At 63.0% G+C, this 16,597-nt stretch carries 15 protein-coding genes; 6 read left to right on the top strand and 9 right to left on the bottom strand.

Features of this window, described 5'->3' with window-relative positions; genetic code table 11:
• Window positions 1-159 precede the first annotated feature (159 nt).
• A complete protein-coding gene (gene pncA / locus HX881_RS01005) occupies window positions 160-828 on the top strand; it encodes a bifunctional nicotinamidase/pyrazinamidase (RefSeq protein WP_177082209.1) in 669 nt (222 codons plus the stop codon).
• Here the strand turns inward: pncA and HX881_RS01000 are convergent.
• The 3 genes from HX881_RS01000 to HX881_RS00990 form a co-directional block, all read right to left on the bottom strand.
• Window positions 785-2,494 carry a SulP family inorganic anion transporter gene (locus HX881_RS01000; RefSeq protein ID WP_177082208.1) on the bottom strand — a complete coding sequence of 570 codons (1,710 nt, stop codon included), beginning with the start codon at window positions 2,492-2,494 and terminating at the stop codon, window positions 785-787. The genes pncA and HX881_RS01000 overlap by 44 nt on opposite strands.
• A 139-nt stretch (window positions 2,495-2,633) precedes the next feature.
• Window positions 2,634-3,773, bottom strand: a complete 1,140-nt coding sequence (locus tag HX881_RS00995; RefSeq protein WP_177082207.1) for a glycerate kinase — start codon at window positions 3,771-3,773, stop codon at window positions 2,634-2,636.
• A 99-nt stretch (window positions 3,774-3,872) separates the two neighbouring features.
• Window positions 3,873-4,982, bottom strand: a complete 1,110-nt coding sequence (locus HX881_RS00990) for a sugar diacid recognition domain-containing protein (RefSeq protein WP_017127405.1) — start codon at window positions 4,980-4,982, stop codon at window positions 3,873-3,875.
• A 158-nt stretch (window positions 4,983-5,140) separates the two neighbouring features.
• Between HX881_RS00990 and HX881_RS00985 the strand changes: the two genes are divergently transcribed.
• Complete coding sequence (locus HX881_RS00985; protein WP_177082206.1) at window positions 5,141-6,454, top strand: MFS transporter; 1,314 nt, start codon at window positions 5,141-5,143, stop codon at window positions 6,452-6,454.
• Between the two features lie 152 nt (window positions 6,455-6,606).
• Entirely contained in the window at window positions 6,607-7,620 is a 1,014-nt protein-coding gene (locus HX881_RS00980) for an aldo/keto reductase (protein WP_177082205.1), read from the top strand.
• 18 nt (window positions 7,621-7,638) lie between these two features.
• Here the strand turns inward: HX881_RS00980 and HX881_RS00975 are convergent, their stop codons facing one another.
• Window positions 7,639-9,156, bottom strand: a complete 1,518-nt coding sequence (locus tag HX881_RS00975) for a CoA-acylating methylmalonate-semialdehyde dehydrogenase (RefSeq protein ID WP_177082204.1) — start codon at window positions 9,154-9,156, stop codon at window positions 7,639-7,641.
• A gap of 159 nt (window positions 9,157-9,315) precedes the next feature.
• Window positions 9,316-9,990, bottom strand: coding sequence for an MOSC domain-containing protein (locus HX881_RS00970; protein WP_177082203.1), 675 nt, complete (start codon window positions 9,988-9,990; stop codon window positions 9,316-9,318).
• A 114-nt stretch (window positions 9,991-10,104) separates the two neighbouring features.
• Between HX881_RS00970 and HX881_RS00965 the strand changes: the two genes are divergently transcribed.
• On the top strand, window positions 10,105-10,992 hold the full coding sequence (locus tag HX881_RS00965; protein WP_042935891.1) for a LysR family transcriptional regulator: 888 nt from the start codon (window positions 10,105-10,107) through the stop codon (window positions 10,990-10,992).
• Here HX881_RS00965 and HX881_RS00960 read toward each other — a convergent pair.
• The 4 genes from HX881_RS00960 to HX881_RS32960 all read right to left on the bottom strand — a co-directional run bounded on the left by HX881_RS00960 (window position 10,970) and on the right by HX881_RS32960 (window position 14,564).
• Entirely contained in the window at window positions 10,970-11,947 is a 978-nt protein-coding gene (locus HX881_RS00960; RefSeq protein WP_177082202.1) for an NAD(P)H-dependent flavin oxidoreductase, read from the bottom strand. The genes HX881_RS00965 and HX881_RS00960 overlap by 23 nt on opposite strands.
• Before the next feature lie 3 nt (window positions 11,948-11,950).
• Window positions 11,951-12,505, bottom strand: a complete 555-nt coding sequence (locus tag HX881_RS00955; RefSeq protein WP_177082201.1) for a cytochrome b — start codon at window positions 12,503-12,505, stop codon at window positions 11,951-11,953.
• Window positions 12,506-12,582: 77 nt separating this feature from the next.
• On the bottom strand, window positions 12,583-14,253 hold the full coding sequence (actP, locus tag HX881_RS00950) for a cation/acetate symporter ActP (protein ID WP_177082200.1): 1,671 nt from the start codon (window positions 14,251-14,253) through the stop codon (window positions 12,583-12,585).
• Window positions 14,250-14,564 carry a DUF485 domain-containing protein gene (locus HX881_RS32960; protein ID WP_042935987.1) on the bottom strand — a complete coding sequence of 105 codons (315 nt, stop codon included), beginning with the start codon at window positions 14,562-14,564 and terminating at the stop codon, window positions 14,250-14,252. The genes actP and HX881_RS32960 overlap by 4 nt, the downstream gene beginning before the upstream one ends.
• 308 nt (window positions 14,565-14,872) lie before the next feature.
• On the opposite strand from HX881_RS32960, the gene HX881_RS00940 reads away from it, so the two are divergent.
• Together HX881_RS00940 and HX881_RS00935 are read left to right on the top strand one after the other, a co-directional pair.
• Window positions 14,873-15,901 (top strand): D-cysteine desulfhydrase family protein, encoded by a 1,029-nt coding sequence (locus tag HX881_RS00940; protein WP_177082199.1) that lies wholly within the window; start codon window positions 14,873-14,875, stop codon window positions 15,899-15,901.
• A gap of 131 nt (window positions 15,902-16,032) precedes the next feature.
• Window positions 16,033-16,587 carry a UPF0149 family protein gene (locus HX881_RS00935; protein WP_017127415.1) on the top strand — a complete coding sequence of 185 codons (555 nt, stop codon included), beginning with the start codon at window positions 16,033-16,035 and terminating at the stop codon, window positions 16,585-16,587.
• Window positions 16,588-16,597: the final 10 nt, after the last annotated feature.

Here is a 16,597-nt window from a genome sequence, read left to right as displayed (position 1 = left end):
CCCGGGAACAGCTACCCGGGGGAAACGGCGACCGGCCAATCACCTACCCTGTCCGGCGCCGAGTGCTGACAACACGGCGCACCTCCTGCGCAAGCCGGAAGAACTAGAGTCATCCTTGTATGCTTTACCCCGTGAAATTCAGCATCCGAGGACATTTGAATGCCCCACACTGACAGCCTGTTGCCCCTGAACGACCCACGTTGCGCGCTGATCGTGATCGACGTGCAGAACGACTTTATCCCCGGCGGCCAGTTGGCCGTTGCCGGTGGCGACGAGATCGTGCCGCTGATCAGCCGCCTGGCGAGCCGTTTTCGCAATGTCATCATCGCCCAGGACTGGCACCCCGCCGGTCATGCCTCGTTCGCCAGCAGCCATCCGGGGCGCGTGCCGTTCGATACCGTGCAACTGGCCTATGGCACCCAGGTGCTGTGGCCCGACCATTGCCTGCAAGGCAGCCGTGGCGCCGAACTGCATGCCGACCTGCACCTGCCCCATGCCCGCCTGGTGATACGCAAGGGCTGCAACCCGGGCATCGACAGCTACTCGGCGTTTGTCGAGGCCGACCGCAAGACCCCTACCGGCCTGGCCGGATACCTCAAGGAATGCGGGATCGAGACGGTGTACCTGACCGGCCTGGCCCTGGACTACTGCGTCGCCTGGTCCGCGCTGGACGCCAGGGCGGCAGGCTTCACCACCTTCCTGATTCCCGACGCCTGCCGTGCCATCGACATGGACGGCTCATTGCAACGGGCCATGGAGGAGATGGAAGTGGCTGGCGTCCGGTTCATCGACTCACTGAGCCTGGCGGCACTGAATCAGCAGTGCTGAGCCCACTGTCGACTGCCTGCGCCTGCTGCACCACGGCATAGACGCTCAACTCACTGAGAGTGACCCTGGACAGGACCTCCTGCGGTAACGCCAGCAAGGCCTGATGGGCCTCGTGCTTCAGGCGGGCAAACAGCAGGTCCTGGTCCCCGGCCCGGAAACGCCGGATAAAGTCCTGCAGCGCCTCGAGGCTGGTGCCATCCAGGTCAGGGGACTCTTCCAGGCTGAGGATCACCGCCTTTACCCCCGGCCCCTGCTGTCGGGCCAGGCGCTGGACACTGCCGAGAATGCGCTCGGCATTGGCGAAGAACAGCGGCTCCCCCGGCCGCAGGATCAGCAGCCCCGGCACCTCGCGGGCCTGCGGGTGCAGCTGGCAATCGACAAAGTCATGGCCGTCAGCCAGATGCCCCAGTACCTGGACCGCCGCCGAGGACATCTGCCGCAGCATCAGCAACAGGCTGATCGCCACCGCCGCCAGCAAGCCGTCCAGTACCCCGAGCAACAGGACCGCGCCTACCGCGCAGATCGCCAGGAATCGATCGCGACGCCAGGCGAAGTAACGCTGCAAGGGTTCCAGGCTGACCGCCCGGGTCAAGGCATGAATGACAATCGCCGCCAGCACCGGCTCCGGGGTCAACGCGATCAACGGCAGCAGCGTCGAGACAATAAGCAGCACCACCAGCGCGGCGACCACTCCGGCACAGCGTGACGTCGCCCCCGCGGCCTCATTGGCCGAAGTCGCCGAATACCCGGCACCGGCCGGCATGCCATGAAACAGCCCGGACAACAGGTTGGCACCGCCCAACACCAGCAGGTCGCGATTGGAACTCACCCGATCGCCATGCTTGAGGGCGAAGGCGCTGATGGAGCCATAGGATTCGGCATACAGGATCATTACCAGGGCAAAGCCCAGCTCCACCAGCTTCAACCAATCGGAGAAGCCCAGGCGTGGCAGCGACGGCACTGCCAATTGCAGGTCGATGACACCGATCAGGCCGACCCCATGGCTCGGCAGGTCCAGCCATTCGCCCGCGGCGACACCCAGTATCACCACCAGCAGGCCCCCCGGCAGGCGTCGGAAACGCCCGAAAGCCCACAGCAGCACCAACGCCACGCCGGCCACTGCCGCGCCGGCCCAGTTCCATCGGGGCAATTGCCCGAGCAGTTCGGGAATGAAGCGGATCAGGTCACTGTGCTCCGGATGGACATCGACGATGCTCGCAACCTGCTTGAGGATGATGGTCACCGCAAGGCCGAAGGCAAAGCCGCGCAACACCGGCTTGGCGATAAACGAGGTCACGCTGCCCAGCTTGAACAGCCCGGCAAGCAGGAACATCAGGCCGGTGATCAGCACCAGGCCGATGGCCATGGTCAGGCGCAGGGCGATGTCCGTTCCGGCCACCGACAGCGTCGCCGCGGCCAGTACCGCGGCGGACGACGAGGTGGCCGAGACGATCGCAAAGCGACTGGTACCGAACAACCCGTAGCAGAGCAGCCCGGCGAAGAGCGCGATCACCCCGGCCTGGGGCGGCAGATTGGCGATGGTCGAATAGGCCACCGCCTCGGGCAGCAGCAGGCCGGCGATCGACAGGCCGGCGATCAGGTCAGCCCCGCTACGACGAGGCTGGGCGGAAGGTGCAGCGGTATTTCCGGGTGAAGGTTCACGCATCGATGGGCCGGTCCGTCCTGGCAGGTAGCGGGCATCCTGGCTTCGCGCCAGTTGCAGGGCGGTCTCACGCTCCTTGTGCGCAAGCTTAGCGCTGAATCGTCCGGCAGACACTATCTCGCCACAAGGAAGAGGGTGTCGCTCAGCGCGCTGCCGCCAGCTTCCACACCCGGGCGATATCCCGCGCCCGCGCCGACAGCAGGGACGCGGCCTCGGCACACGCCTGTTCCAGGCTCATCGGTCCGGACGCCAGGGCAAACGCCGCATCGACACCGTGCTGGTACATTTGCTCATAGCCTTCGCCCAAGGTGCCGGCCAGCACGATCACCGGCACGCCATGCTGCCGGGCAATCCGCGCCACGCCAAAGGGCGTCTTGCCACGCAGCGTCTGGGCATCGAAGCGCCCTTCGCCGGTGATCACCAGATCAGCACCTTGCACCGCCTGCGCCAGGCCCACCAGTTCGGCGACCACTTCCACCCCCGGGCGGAACTGCGCGGCGAGGAAGGCCTTGGCGGCGAAGCCCAGGCCCCCTGCCGCACCGCTGCCGGGCTCGTCGCGGACATCATCGGGCAGCACCTCGGCGCACAGGTCGGCAAAATGCCCGAGGGCGGCATCCAGCTCGCGGACCTGGACCGGTGTCGCGCCTTTCTGCGGGCCGAAGATCGCCGAAGCCCCGTGCTCGCCGCACAGCGGGTTATTCACGTCGGCGGCGATTTCGAAACGCACTTCGGCCAGGCGCGGGTCCAGCCCGGCCTGCTCGATACGCTGCAGTTGCGCCAGGGCCCGGCCGCCTCGCGCCAGCGCCTGTCCCCGGGCGTCGAACAAGCCCAGGCCCAATGCCTGCAAGGCACCGGCACCGGCGTCGTTGGTGGCGCTGCCGCCGATGGCCAGGATAATCCGCCGGGCCCCGGCATCGAGGGCCGCGCCAATCAGCTGGCCGGTGCCGAAGGTACTGCTGATGCAGGCATCCCGTTGGCCGGGCGGCACCAGTTGCAAACCACTGGCCTCGGCCATCTCGATAATCGCGGTGTGGCTGTCCGGCAACCAGCCCCAATGGGCCTGCACCGGCGTTCCCAGGGGCCCCTGGACCGTCGCGTCACGCCGCTCGCCATTGCAGGCCGCCAGCACCGACGCCACCGTCCCCTCGCCACCATCGGCCATCGGGCACTGGATCAGTTGTGCCTGCGGCAGGACTTCGGCCAGCCCTTCGGCAATGGCCTTGGCCACGGCGTCGGCACTCAGGCTGTCCTTGAAGGAGTCAGGGGCGATGATGATTTTCATGGGGGCGTTCTCCGGTTCTTATGGCGTCCATGCTGCCAGTTGAAACTGGGAATGACGCCTGTCTGCTGCACAAGCATTGGCGGGCTTTATTGTTCATTTCTACAAACCCGGCTCGTCGTGCGGCAGCAACTGCACGCCCAGGTACAACGCCAGCATCCCGTCCAGGCGCAACGGATCGACGCCGCTGAGTTCGGCGATACGCTCCATGCGATAGCGCAGGCTGTTGCGATGGATGCCCAGGGCTTCGGCGCACGCATGGCTCTGGCCATCGTGCTCGCACCAACTGCGCAAGGTCGAGAGCAACTGGCCGTTGCCATCCTTGGCGATCACCCTGCGCAAGGGCTTGAGCAGTTCCTCCAGGGCATCGTCGTCACGATGCCGCCAGAGCATCACTGGCAGACGATAGCGGTTGAGCTGCAACACGCGGGTCAGCGGCACCACATCGCGACCGTAGGCCAGCAGGTCGCTGACCCGCCGGTAACAACGGCGCAACCCCGCCAGGCCATCGGCCTGTCCGCCCTGGGCGAGTCGCAGGACTTTCCAGCCCTGGCCGTCGAGCTTCTCCAGCAACCGCAGCTCATCCAGTGCCACCGTCGCCGGACGGCACCAGAGCAATGACGACTCCGAGGCACTGACACACCAACTGTCGGGGTATCGCGACTGCAGCCAGGTAATCAACGCGTCGACGTTCTGCCCCGGCTCCAGTTCGAACAGGCACGGAATGCGCGGCAACTGCGGCTTGAGCCCCATCTGCCGGGCTTCGTCGACCAGCCGCGGCGAATCCCCGGCATCGCCCAGGAGCAGGGCCAGCAGGTCATCGCTGCGCTGGCGCCGCCATTGCTGCTCGGCCTGCTGATGGCGCTGGCCCACCAGCATTTCGGCGGTCATGCGTACCAGCTCGGCGTAGGTGCGCAACTGATCCGGGTCGCCGGTGATACCCAGCACGCCGATCAGCCGCTGGTCGTGCAGCAGCGGCAGGTTGATCCCCGGTTGCACGCCCTTGAGGTGCTTGGCCGTCTGTACATCGATCTCCACCACCCGCCCATTGGCCAGTACCAGCTGTGCCCCTTCGTGCCGGGTGTTGACCCGCTCCTTCTCGCCACTGCCGAGAATCAGGCCCTGGCTGTCCATGACATTCACGTTGTAGGGCAGGATCGCCATCGTGCGGTCGACGATATCCTGCGCGAGGTCATGGTCCAGTTCGAACATGGGGAGCGGGTCCTTGGTCTAGATTGTTCAGTGGCACAGGGTACACCGGCAAACCCTGTGCACCGGCACAAAGACAGCAGGCCCCGGGGTGGCCGAGACTCACAGGGCGATCAACGTTACCCTTGCATCGCAAAAAATCATAATAAAGAGAGACCGCCATGTCACAGAGCGCCGCGTTGCCCCAGGCCACCGCTGACTTGAAAAATGCCGTATACAAGCGCATCACCCTGCGCCTGATCCCCTTCATCTTCATCTGCTACCTGTTCAACTACCTCGACCGGGTCAACGTTGGATTCGCCAAGCTGCAGATGCTCGACGCCCTCAAATTCAGTGAAACCGTCTACGGCCTCGGGGCCGGGATCTTCTTTATCGGCTACGTGCTGTGCGGCGTACCGAGCAACCTGGCCCTGAACCGCTTCGGTCCACGGCGCTGGATCGCACTGATGATGATCACCTGGGGCCTGTTGTCGACCTGCCTGCTGTTCGTCACCACGCCAACCCAGTTCTACACCCTGCGACTGTTCACCGGTGCCGCGGAAGCCGGGTTCTTCCCGGGCGTGGTGCTGTACCTCTCGCAGTGGTTCCCGAGCTTCCGGCGCGGTCGCATCATGGCCCTGTTCATGTCGGCGATCCCGGTTTCCGGCCTGCTCGGCAGCCCGTTTTCCGGCTGGATCCTCAACCACTTCGCCGCCGGCCAGGGCGGCCTCGCCGGCTGGCAGTGGATGTTCCTGCTGCAGGGCATCCCCACCGTACTGCTGGGTGTCGCGGCGTTCTTCCTGCTGGCGGACAAGTTCGCCAACGCCAGGTGGCTGACCGCCGAAGAGCGCGCGGTGCTCGAAGCCGACCAGGCGATCGATGCCGCCAACAAGCCGAAAACCATCAGCGACTCCCTCGGCGAGGTGTTCAAGAACCCGGCCATCTGGGCGTTCGGCCTGATCTATTTCTGCATCCAGAGCGGCGTCTACGCTATCAACTTCTGGCTGCCGTCGATCATCAAGAACCTCGGTTTCAGCGACAACCTGGTGATCGGCTGGCTCAGCGCGATTCCTTATCTTTTGGCGGCGGTGTTCATGCTGCTGGTGGGACGCTCCGCCGACCTGCGCAAGGAGCGTCGCTGGCACCTGGTGGTGCCGATGCTGATGGGCGCCATCGGCCTGCTGATCGCGGTCAACTTCGCCACCCACCCGGCCATCGCCATTCTCGGCCTGACCATCGCCACCATGGGCGCCCTCACCGGCCTGCCGATGTTCTGGCCGGTGCCGACCGCCCTGCTCAGTGCCGGTGCCGCCGCCGGCGGGCTGGCCTTGATCAACTCGATGGGCCAGATGGCCGGTTTCCTCAGCCCGTACCTGGTCGGTTGGGTCAAGGATGCCAGCGGCTCCACCGACGCCGCGCTGTATGTGCTGGCGGCCGTGATCGTCGGCGGCAGCCTGCTGGCCCTGCGCATGACCCGCGGCCTGCGCGCCCAGTAATCCCCACGCCATGAAAAGGACCTGGTAACCGGCATCGCCCGTTATCAGGTCCACACACCGTCAGATATTGGCAAGATAATTGAGGGATTGCCCGGCGACGGGCTTCTGGTATCTGATTGAGACTTTTCCGTCAGCGCAAAAGGACGACAATCATGAGTTATCGCACCCTCGGCCAGTCCGGGCTCAAGGTTTCCACGCTGACCCTGGGCAGCATGATGTTCGGCGAACAGACCGATACCGAAACCTCCCTGCGGATCATCGACAAGGCCTGGGACCAGGGCGTCAATTTCATCGACACCGCCGACGTCTACAACGCCGGGCGTTCGGAGGAAATCGTCGGTGAAGGGGTGGCCCGCCACCGGCACGACTGGATCATCGCCTCCAAGGTCGCCATCGGCCCGGCGGATGGCGTACCGAACCGCAGCGGCCTGAGCCGCAAGCACATCTTCAATGCCATCGAGGCCAGCCTCACCCGCCTCGGCACCGATTACCTGGATATCTACTACCTGCACCGCGAGGACCACAATACCCCGCTGGAGGTCACCGTATCGGCCATTGGCGACCTGCTGCGCCAGGGCAAGATCCGCCATTGGGGCCTGTCGAACTATCGCGGCTGGCGCATCGCCGAAGTGATCCGCGTGGCCGAACGGCTCGGGGTCGACCGGCCGGTGATCAGCCAGCCGCTGTACAACATCGTCAACCGCCAGGCCGAGACCGAACAGATCACCGCCGCCGCGGCCTACGGTCTCGGCGTGGTGCCCTACAGCCCGCTGGCCCGTGGCGTGCTCAGCGGCAAGTACGCGCCGGATGTCGCGCCGGACGCCAACAGCCGCGCCGGCCGCCAGGACAAACGGATCCTGGAAACCGAATGGCGACCGGAGTCCCTGCGCATCGCCCAGCAGATCCAGCAATACACCCAGGACCGCGGCGTGGGCATTGTCGAATTCGCCATCGCCTGGGTCCTGAACAACGCGGCGGTCAGCTCGGCGATTGTCGGTCCGCGCACCGAAGCACAGTGGGACAGCTACACCAAGGCGCTGGCGGTACAGATCAGCGCCGAGGATGAAGCCTTTATCGATTCGCTGGTGACGCCGGGGCATGCCTCGACGCCGGGCTTCAACGATGTCAGCCACTTCGTTTCCGGACGCAAGCCGCTGAATCAGTAGCCTGTCCGGGCGAGCCGGCTACTGGGAAGTCGGCATCGCGAATTCGGCCCCCTTGGCGATGCTGTTCGGCCAACGCTGCATGATCGATTTCTGCCTGGTGTAGAAGCGCACGCCTTCTTCACCATAGGCATGCATGTCACCGAACAGCGAACGCTTCCAGCCACCGAACCCGTGCCAGGCCATGGGCACCGGAATCGGCACGTTGATGCCGACCATGCCGACCTGGATCCGCCGGGCGAACTCGCGGGCGACATGACCGTCGCGGGTATAGCAGGCCGTGCCGTTGCCAAACTCGTGGGCATTGATCAGTTCCACCGCGTCGGCAAAGTCCTTCACCCGTACACAGGCGAGCACCGGGCCGAAGATTTCCTCCCGGTAGATCTTCATCTCGGGTGTGACGTGATCGAACACGGTGCCGCCGAGCCAGAAACCGTTTTCACAGTTGTCGCCGGCTTGCCGGCCATCAAAGCCACGACCGTCGACCAGCAACTGCGCACCTTCCCGGATGCCCTGCTCGATGTAGCCGGTGATACGCTCGCGCGCCACCTGCGAGACGATCGGCCCCATTTCGGCGGCCAGGTTCATGCCATCGAGGATCTTCAGCGTCTCCGTGCGCTCGACCAGTCGCGGCATCAGCCCGTCGGCAACATCTCCCACCAGCACGGCGACCGAGATGGCCATGCAGCGCTCCCCCGCCGAACCGAACGCCGCACCCATGAGCGCATCGATGACCTGGTCGATATCGGCGTCGGGCATGACCACCATGTGGTTTTTCGCGCCGCCCAGGGCCTGGACACGCTTGCCGTGGCGCGCGCCGGTCTCGTAGATATGGTTGGCGATCGGCGTCGAGCCGACGAAGCTCAAGGCCTTGACTTCCGGATGCTCCAGCAGCGCGTCCACCGCTTCCTTGTCGCCCTGCACCACGTTGAACACGCCGTCCGGCAGCCCGGCCTCCTTGAACAGCTCGGCGATCAGCAAGGCGGGTGTGGGATCGATGGGGCTGGGCTTGAGGACAAAGGTATTGCCGCAGGCAATGGCCACCGGGAACATCCACATGGGCACCATCACCGGGAAGTTGAAGGGCGTTATGCCAGCAACCACGCCCAGGGGCTGGCGCACGGTCCAGTTATCGATGTTGGTGGAGACCTGCTCGGAGTAATCGCCCTTGAGCAGTTGAGGGATGCCACAGGCGAACTCGACCACTTCGATACCGCGGGTGACTTCACCCTGGGCATCGGTGAAAACCTTGCCGTGTTCGGCGGTGATCATCCGGGCCAGCGTGTCGCGGTTCTTGTTGAGCAGGTCGAGAAACTTGAACATGATCCGCGAACGACGCAGGGCCGGCAGATTCGACCAGGCCGCAAACGCAGCGGCCGCGGACCGCACCGCGGCATCGACCTCTTGCGACGAGGCCAGGGCCACCCTGCCGGTCACCGATCCGGTGGCGGGGTTGGTGACGTTTTGCGTGCGCCCGGAAGTACCTGGCATCACGCGACCATGAATGTAATGGGCGATATCGGCTGGCTGATTGCTCATGACGGGAGTCCCCTGTGTGGTGGTTTCTTGTTGGAAACAGCGAGGCGGTCTTCCGGCGAAACGCCCGGTCAATGGCGACCTGGTTCGTCGGAGTGCCCCGCGAAGACAACATAGGAGCCACGCCAGATCATGTAAAATGATGATTAATGATCCATTCGATCACTTATCATGAAGTCTCTGGCCCAGCCATTTCGCCCTTTCGGCCAACCGTCGCTGCCAGTCCCCGGCCAGCCCGGGAATCGCGGCCAACGCCAGCAACTCCTCTATCAGCGGCCGATGAGACAGTTGCACTTCCCAGAACCTGTCGATGGAAAACCGATCCGTTTGCCGCTGCACAAGTTCGATCACGTCGCCTTCGCGGATAATCCCGGGTTCGAGCACCCGGTAATACCAGCCGGTAATTCGCTCATGGGCCACAAACATCGACATCTGTTCGACGCCAAAACGATGATTGATCTTCCAGCACGGACTGCGCGGTTGCGACACCTGCAAGACTGCACCGCCCATCTGGAAAACATCGCCGATATGCACATTTCTTTCGCTCAGTTCCACCGCACAGATGTTTTCTCCCAGACTGCCGGGATTCAACTCCTCCACACTTTGCGGATAAGCCAGTGCCAATCGTGCATAGTTTTCCATCGCATATTGATGAACGGCCTTTTCCGGCCCGCCATGCACCCGGGTATCCGCGTGCTCGTCACCCACGATGCCCTGGATATCCACGCGGACCGGGCCCGTCACTCTTCGTTTGAAGATTCCGCTGCGCTGCCCTTCGGGCTGTAAAGTCCCTGTTCCGCCGGCAAAGATACTTTCGATTTTCGAAGTCAGTTTCATCTTTTAACTGCCCGCCTCGCCCCTGTTTTCCGGCACTTTACTAATCACCATCAATCTAGTAAATTGATGGATAGTGATGACATCCATCACTTCTAATAATAGGTGACATTACTTATGGAAATGCGCCAGCTGAAGATTTTCTGTGCGGTTGCGGAGCTTGGCAGTTTTACCGCGGCGGCAATCAACGTGAATACCGTCCAGTCCAATGTCACCATGCGGGTGAAAGAACTTGAAACCGAACTTAATCGGGATCTGTTCATTCGCAAGAAAAGTGGTGTAGTCCTGACTTCAGCCGGTGAAACATTCCTCGGTTATGCCCGACGCATATTGCAACTCACGGATGAAAGTCGCAGCGCCCTGATGGATACCGGCGTGCCGAGCGGAATGCTGCGACTGGGATCGATGGAGACCACCGCGGCGATCCGCCTGCCGCAAGTCCTGACCCGCTACCGCGAGCGTTTTCCCGAGGTACGGCTTTCCCTGCTGACCGGCACAACCGCCGAGCTGATCAAGGCCATCGAGACCCATCGGCTCGACGGCGCTTTCGTTGGCGGGTTCCACCAGAATTCGGCCCTGGCACAGGACGTCGCATTCGAAGAGGAACTGGTGCTGGTCAGTAGCAGCCACTTCGACTCGCTGGCAACGCTGATCGAACAGATGCCCCAGCAAACCGTGCTGGTTTTCCGCACCGGCTGTTTCTATCGCTCGACCCTGGAGAACTGGTTCTATCAGGTCGGCCTGGTGCCCAACCAGATCATGGAGCTGGGCACACTCGACGGCATCCTCTCATGCGTGGCGGCGGGCATGGGCGTGACCCTCCTGCCCAGGGCCATCGCCGAGAGCTGCAGCGTGCGGCATGCCATTCACTGCCACACGCTGCCGGCCGAATTCGCCAACGTCTCGACGGTCTTCATCCGTCGCAGCGATACCATGCTCACCTCTGCCCTGAGCGCCTTTATCGAACTGGCGCAGGAGCACATCAACCGGCCAACGATTCAGTAAGCCTGACCGGCGCCTGATCAGCGGGCGCCAGCCCCTCGACCAGCACGGCCATGCGATCCGCCGCCGGCCCGACACGATGGATTTTCCCCACCCCCTGGCCGGCATACAGCGATAGCTTCCTGGCCATGCGTGGCGGATCGATCTTGCGGGCGCCCCCGCCCATCAGGCGCAACGGATTCCATTTGTCACGATTGGCAATGACCCGGTGCGGTGTCCCGTACGTCCAGCCAAAGGAATAGCCGGTGCGGTACTCGGTATCATCCGCGGTCGCCTCGACAATCTTCTGCTTGTAGAGCTCATGGGCATTGGACTCGTTACAGGCGACAAAAGCCGTGCCGACGACAACCCCCGCCGCGCCCAGCGAGAGCATGGCGCGGACATCCTCGCCGGTGACGATCCCCCCGGCGGCCAGTACCGGCCGCCCCTGCGCGACGGCAACCAGCGCCGGCAACAGCGACATGATCCCGACCGTGCCCCGATTCAGGTGCCCGCCGCTTTCGCTGCCCTGTGCCACGATGATGTCAGCCCCTTGCTCGATGGCCTGCCTGGCCAGCGCTATCGAGCCCACCTGCACCATCACCCGCATGCCGGCGGCCTTCGCCCGGGGGATCATATCGGCAGCGTAGTCCTCGGCATAAAACAGCGACAGCAGCCGGGGCCTTTCCTGCAGGAGCACCTGGAACTGCGCTTCGAATACGTCGGGGCCACCAAACTGCGGGACGAGATTGACGCCAAAAGGCCGGTCGGTCAGTGCGCGTGTCTCATGGATCCAGCGACGCAGGACCGATGGCGCCAGCCTGAGTCCGCCAAGAACCCCCATCCCGCCGGCATTCGCCACCGCGGCAACCAGTTCGGGGCCGGAAATAGCCGCCATGCCACCGAGAAAGATCGGATAACGAACGCCGCAGAGTTGGGTGACTGCATTGCCGGAAAAATCAAAGTCGACTTTATTCATGATTCACAACTCCACCTTTTTTCCAAGCATCCGCTTCAGCGTATTGTTTTTCAGCTGGATGTGATTCTTGACCGCGCCGAAGACATGCAATGCCAGGCCCGCAAGAAACGCCGACGCGCCGATATTGAAGAGCACATCGATGACATGCCTGACTTCTTCATTGACGGGAATAAGTGCTGGAATCGAGAAGCCGCCAGGCAAACCGACCACTTCTCCCGCCGCTGATCGACTTGCCCAGACGGCGATCGGCAACAACACCATCGCCAGGGCCAACGCGACGGCCACCGATCGACTGATGATCAACTCGATGGGATTGGGTGTACCCGTGGGCAGAGGATGATAGGACGTGATTCTGGCCCAGAAGCGATAGAGCGATACCAGGAAAAGAACCAGGCCCAGCAGGTTCTGAACCCGGACAAGTTCCACTTGCAGCGCACTGTCGGATACCCGGGAAATAGTCAGGCCCAGGCACAGGATCAACAGCAGCGCTACCGCCACCACCCAGTGCAGAACGATTGTAATGGGCGAAAACCTCAGGCCATTGTCGCGCAATTGCATGACCGACTCCTTATTGTCAGTTGTATGGATAACCCACAGGCGGTCCGGATAACGGCACAAACCGCCTGGTCCGTGCCTTAGTGGCTGACTGCCCTGGTTGCGCCGATGCCGGTCTGGGCGCGAACCACCTGATCGTCGAACAGCCCCCGCTCGATGACGGCCCCGGCACTGCGATCGGTGACCGAGCCGAACCAGGTGAAGAAGAACGCGACGTTCATGGAAATGATCGCGGGATAGTCGAAGGGGAAGATCGCCGTGGGATTGCCCAGCACCTTGACCCAGACCGCCGGAGACAGGATCACCAGCCCGACCGCGCTCACCAGGCCGGCCAATCCGCCCATCAGCGCACCACGCGTCGTCAGGCCCCGCCAATACATCGAAAGCACCAGGATCGGGAAGTTGACCGACGCCGCCACCCCAAAGGTCAGGGCGACCAGGAAGGCGATATTCTGGTCCTTGAACACGATGCCCAGCACCACCGCAACGATGCCGATGCACACGGAGGCGATCCGCGAAACGCGTCGTTCATCGACGGCATCCGCGCGGTTGTTCTTGAACACCATGACATACAGGTCGTGGGAGATCGCCGAAGTGCCGGCCATCGTGAGCCCGGACACCACCGCCAGGATCGTGGCGAAGGCCACGGCAGAGATGAAACCGAGCAGCAGGTCGCCCCCCACCGCCCTGGCCAGGTGCATCACCGGCATGTTTCCGCCGCCGATGAGTTTCCCGGCCAGGTTGCCGTTCTCGAAGAAAGCCGGATCCTGGCCGACGATCACGATGGCAGACAACCCCAGCAACGCCACGATCACGTAGAAGAAACCGATGAAACCCGTGGCGACAAACACCGACTTGCGGGCCTCCTTGGCATCCGGAACGGTGAAGAAACGCATGAGGATATGCGGCAGGCCGGCGGTGCCGAAGACCAGTCCGACCGCCAGGGAAACAAGCGCGAGGGGATCCGCGACCAGTTTGCTGGGCAACAGGATGTGCTCCCCCTCGCGATGAGCGGCAACAGCTTGCTGGAACAGCGTTTCCAGGGAAAATCCGAACCGGCTCAACGCCAGGCCCGCCAGCACGACCCCGCCCAACAGCAGCAGCCCGGCCTTGACGATCTGCACCCAGGTGGTGGCGACCATGCCGCCAAAGGTGACGTACACCGCCATCAGCAAGCCGACGGCGATGACCGCATAGTGATAGGGAAGACCGAAGAGCAACTGGATCAATTGCCCGGCCCCGACCATCTGCACCACCAGGTAAAAGCACACCACGGTCAGCGAACCAAAGGCCGTCAACGTGCGGATGCGTCGCTGATCCAGCCGGAAGGAGGCAATGTCGGCAATGGTGATGCGCCCCAGGTTCCTGATGCGCTCGGCAAACAGAAACAGCAGCAGCGGCCAGGCCACGAAGAAACTGATGGAGTAGATCAGACCATCAAAGCCGTTGAAGTAGATCATGCTGGTGACCCCCAGCAACGCCGCCGCCGACATGTAGTCACCGGCCAGCGCCAGGCCGTTCTGGAACCCGGTGATGCCGCCACCGGCGTTATAGAAGTCATCCATGGACCGGGTCTTGGTTGACGCCCAGTAGGTGATCCCCAGCGTCGCGACGACGAAGACCAGGAACATCGCAATGGCGGTGAGGTTGACCGGCTGCCTGTCGACGCCCTGCAACGCGTCCGCCGCATGGGCACTGCCCGCCGCGCACAGAAAGCTCATCAGGCCCAGAGACTGCAAGAGGCGGCTCATTGCTCGGCTCCCTGGCGAATCTCGGCGGTCAGCTCGTCGAACTCGCCATTGGCCCGCAGGATATAGAGGCCTGTCAGCAACCAGGCCCCCACGATAAACGCCAATCCGAGCGGCCAACCAATGTTGATGATGCTGGTGGCGGAAATCTTCCTTGCGAGAAGTTGTGGCATAAAAGCCGCCACGAGGATGAACAGACAAAAAGGGACGAGCGTGGCCGTCGTGAGAGAAACCAGGAACTTTCGCCGCCGTGATACCAAATCCTTGTAACGAGGGTGGTTCCGAATTCTTATTGATTCAGTCTGGATATTCACGTTGACTCCGGGGTGCTGTGGGAAGTTATTGTTCCGCAGCCTCGGACTCGATGACTCGATCCGCCACTGGCTACGGTTTATCTGCCCGCTCAACATAGGACCCGGCGGCAAATCATGTAAAATGATTATTCATGATGGCTTTGATCGTTTTCAGTGAAACAGAACTTTAAAGTTCCGTGATTGCTTACACCAAGTATCAACTCATGTTTCAGTACCAACATTTATCCAGATTCCAGCCATCAATATAATTTGCCCATGAAAACGCCTGCGCTGTTGCGGTGACCGTTTTATTCATGAGGTAGATCTGCATGGCGCGTACCCTCGATATTCTGCAATCGGCCTTGTCCGCCTTCCCCCGCGTGACGCTGCTCGATGGCCCCACCCCGATTCAGAAGCTTTCACGGCTGAGTGCGATGCCGGCGCTCAAGGGCTGCAATCTCTATGTAAAACGCGATGACCTGATGGGCCTCGGCGGTGGCGGCAACAAGCTGCGCAAACTCGAATTCCTGCTGGGACAGGCGCTTGCGCAAGACGCCGACACGCTGATCACCTGGGGCGGAGCGCAATCCAATAACGCCAGGCTCACCGCGGCGGTCGCCGCCCGCCATGGGCTGCATTGCGTACTGATCCTGAGCCCCTCCCAGGTTCGCGGGGACGACGATTACCAACTCAATGGAAACGTGCTGCTGAACGATCTCTTTGGCGCGACTGTCCAGCCTCTGCCCGCAGGAGCGACACCTGCAACCCATGCCCGGGAACTCGCCGAACAACTCCGGCGCCAAGGCAGAAAGCCCTTCCTCATGCCCCTCGGCGGCTCCAGCCCCGTGGGCTGTCTCGGCTACGCCGCAGGCGCGGCCGAACTGCTCGCGCAGAGCCATGCATTCGGGGTCGAGTTTGACCAGATCGTTGTCCCCAACGGCAGCAGCGGCACCCATGCCGGTCTGCTGGCGGGTCTTGTCGTCGCCGCTTCGCCGATCCGCGTGAAGGGATACTCGGTGCTGGGTACCGCGGAACAATCGCGCGAGACGACCCTGGAGAAAACCCGCCAGGTGCTCGAACTGCTCGACAGCGATGCCGATCTGCCCCGCAACGCGATTCATATCGATGACTCGCAAAGAGGCGCCTCATACGGCGCCCCGACCCAGGCGATGCAGGCAGCAACCCGGACCCTGGCGACCCGGGAAGGCTTGCTGGTCGATCCGGTTTATGGCGGCAAGGCATTGGCCGGACTGCTGCAATCGGTCGCCGACGGCGAGCATTCGCCGGGCAGCAATATCCTATTCATCATGACCGGCGGCATACCGGGCATTTTCGCCTACCGCACAGCCTACGGCTGACCCGCGGCGCTCCTCAGCGGTAAAGTCCCGGTCTGCGGTGCTGGATAAATTCTGCCGAAAGCGCCATCCTGCGCGCCTTTTTCCAGCGCGGCGCCGGCTTTACCGCGCCCGACACGCCAAGGACACGCCCCATGCACGACCTGCCACTGAACGACGCCGACTTCGAATTTATCGAGGACACCCTGCTCAAGTACGGCGACGATCACAGCGTACTCAATCCTTCCGAGCTCGACGGCTACCTCACCGCGCTGGTCTCCGGCCCGACCCGGGTGGATATCGCCGAATGGTTCCCGGCCATCTGGGGTGGGCAGAACCCGGCCTGGGAGAGTCCACAGGAGTGCAAGCAGTTCATCGACCTGAGCGTGCGCCACATGAATGCCCGGGCCACCCAACTGGCGACAGATGCCGCAGCCTTCAAGGCCCGCTTCGAAGAAACCGAACACCAGGGGCAACCGCTGGTCCTGGCCGAAGAGTGGTGCTTCGGCTACCTGCGCGGCATCGGGGTCAGCCAATGGCCCGAATTGCCGGCCGCCCAGGCACAGTGGCTGGACGCGATCAGTTTCTGCGCGGAACAGGATAATTTCGAACTGCCGGCCAACTTCGATGTGCCGCTGCACCGCCAGCGCGTTGCCGCGATCGAACCGGCAGCACGCGGACTGCATGACTACTGGGCCGGGCGGCGCTGAGCAGATTTCC

It is taken from the genome of Pseudomonas gingeri (genome assembly GCF_013386115.1).
In the GTDB taxonomy this organism is placed as follows: domain Bacteria; phylum Pseudomonadota; class Gammaproteobacteria; order Pseudomonadales; family Pseudomonadaceae; genus Aquipseudomonas; species Aquipseudomonas gingeri.
Note: the sequence above shows the minus strand (reverse complement) of the source record. Positions and strands in the feature narration are given on the sequence as shown.

Coding starts and splice junctions, on each gene's coding strand:
- pncA (WP_177082209.1), top strand. CDS start 160: ATGCCCCACACTGACAGCCTGTTGCCCCTGAACGACCCACGTTGCGCG.
- HX881_RS01000 (WP_177082208.1), bottom strand. CDS start 2,494: ATGCGTGAACCTTCACCCGGAAATACCGCTGCACCTTCCGCCCAGCCT.
- HX881_RS00995 (WP_177082207.1), bottom strand. CDS start 3,773: ATGAAAATCATCATCGCCCCTGACTCCTTCAAGGACAGCCTGAGTGCC.
- HX881_RS00990 (WP_017127405.1), bottom strand. CDS start 4,982: ATGTTCGAACTGGACCATGACCTCGCGCAGGATATCGTCGACCGCACG.
- HX881_RS00985 (WP_177082206.1), top strand. CDS start 5,141: ATGTCACAGAGCGCCGCGTTGCCCCAGGCCACCGCTGACTTGAAAAAT.
- HX881_RS00980 (WP_177082205.1), top strand. CDS start 6,607: ATGAGTTATCGCACCCTCGGCCAGTCCGGGCTCAAGGTTTCCACGCTG.
- HX881_RS00975 (WP_177082204.1), bottom strand. CDS start 9,156: ATGAGCAATCAGCCAGCCGATATCGCCCATTACATTCATGGTCGCGTG.
- HX881_RS00970 (WP_177082203.1), bottom strand. CDS start 9,990: ATGAAACTGACTTCGAAAATCGAAAGTATCTTTGCCGGCGGAACAGGG.
- HX881_RS00965 (WP_042935891.1), top strand. CDS start 10,105: ATGGAAATGCGCCAGCTGAAGATTTTCTGTGCGGTTGCGGAGCTTGGC.
- HX881_RS00960 (WP_177082202.1), bottom strand. CDS start 11,947: ATGAATAAAGTCGACTTTGATTTTTCCGGCAATGCAGTCACCCAACTC.
- HX881_RS00955 (WP_177082201.1), bottom strand. CDS start 12,505: ATGCAATTGCGCGACAATGGCCTGAGGTTTTCGCCCATTACAATCGTT.
- actP (WP_177082200.1), bottom strand. CDS start 14,253: ATGAGCCGCCTCTTGCAGTCTCTGGGCCTGATGAGCTTTCTGTGCGCG.
- HX881_RS00940 (WP_177082199.1), top strand. CDS start 14,873: ATGGCGCGTACCCTCGATATTCTGCAATCGGCCTTGTCCGCCTTCCCC.
- HX881_RS00935 (WP_017127415.1), top strand. CDS start 16,033: ATGCACGACCTGCCACTGAACGACGCCGACTTCGAATTTATCGAGGAC.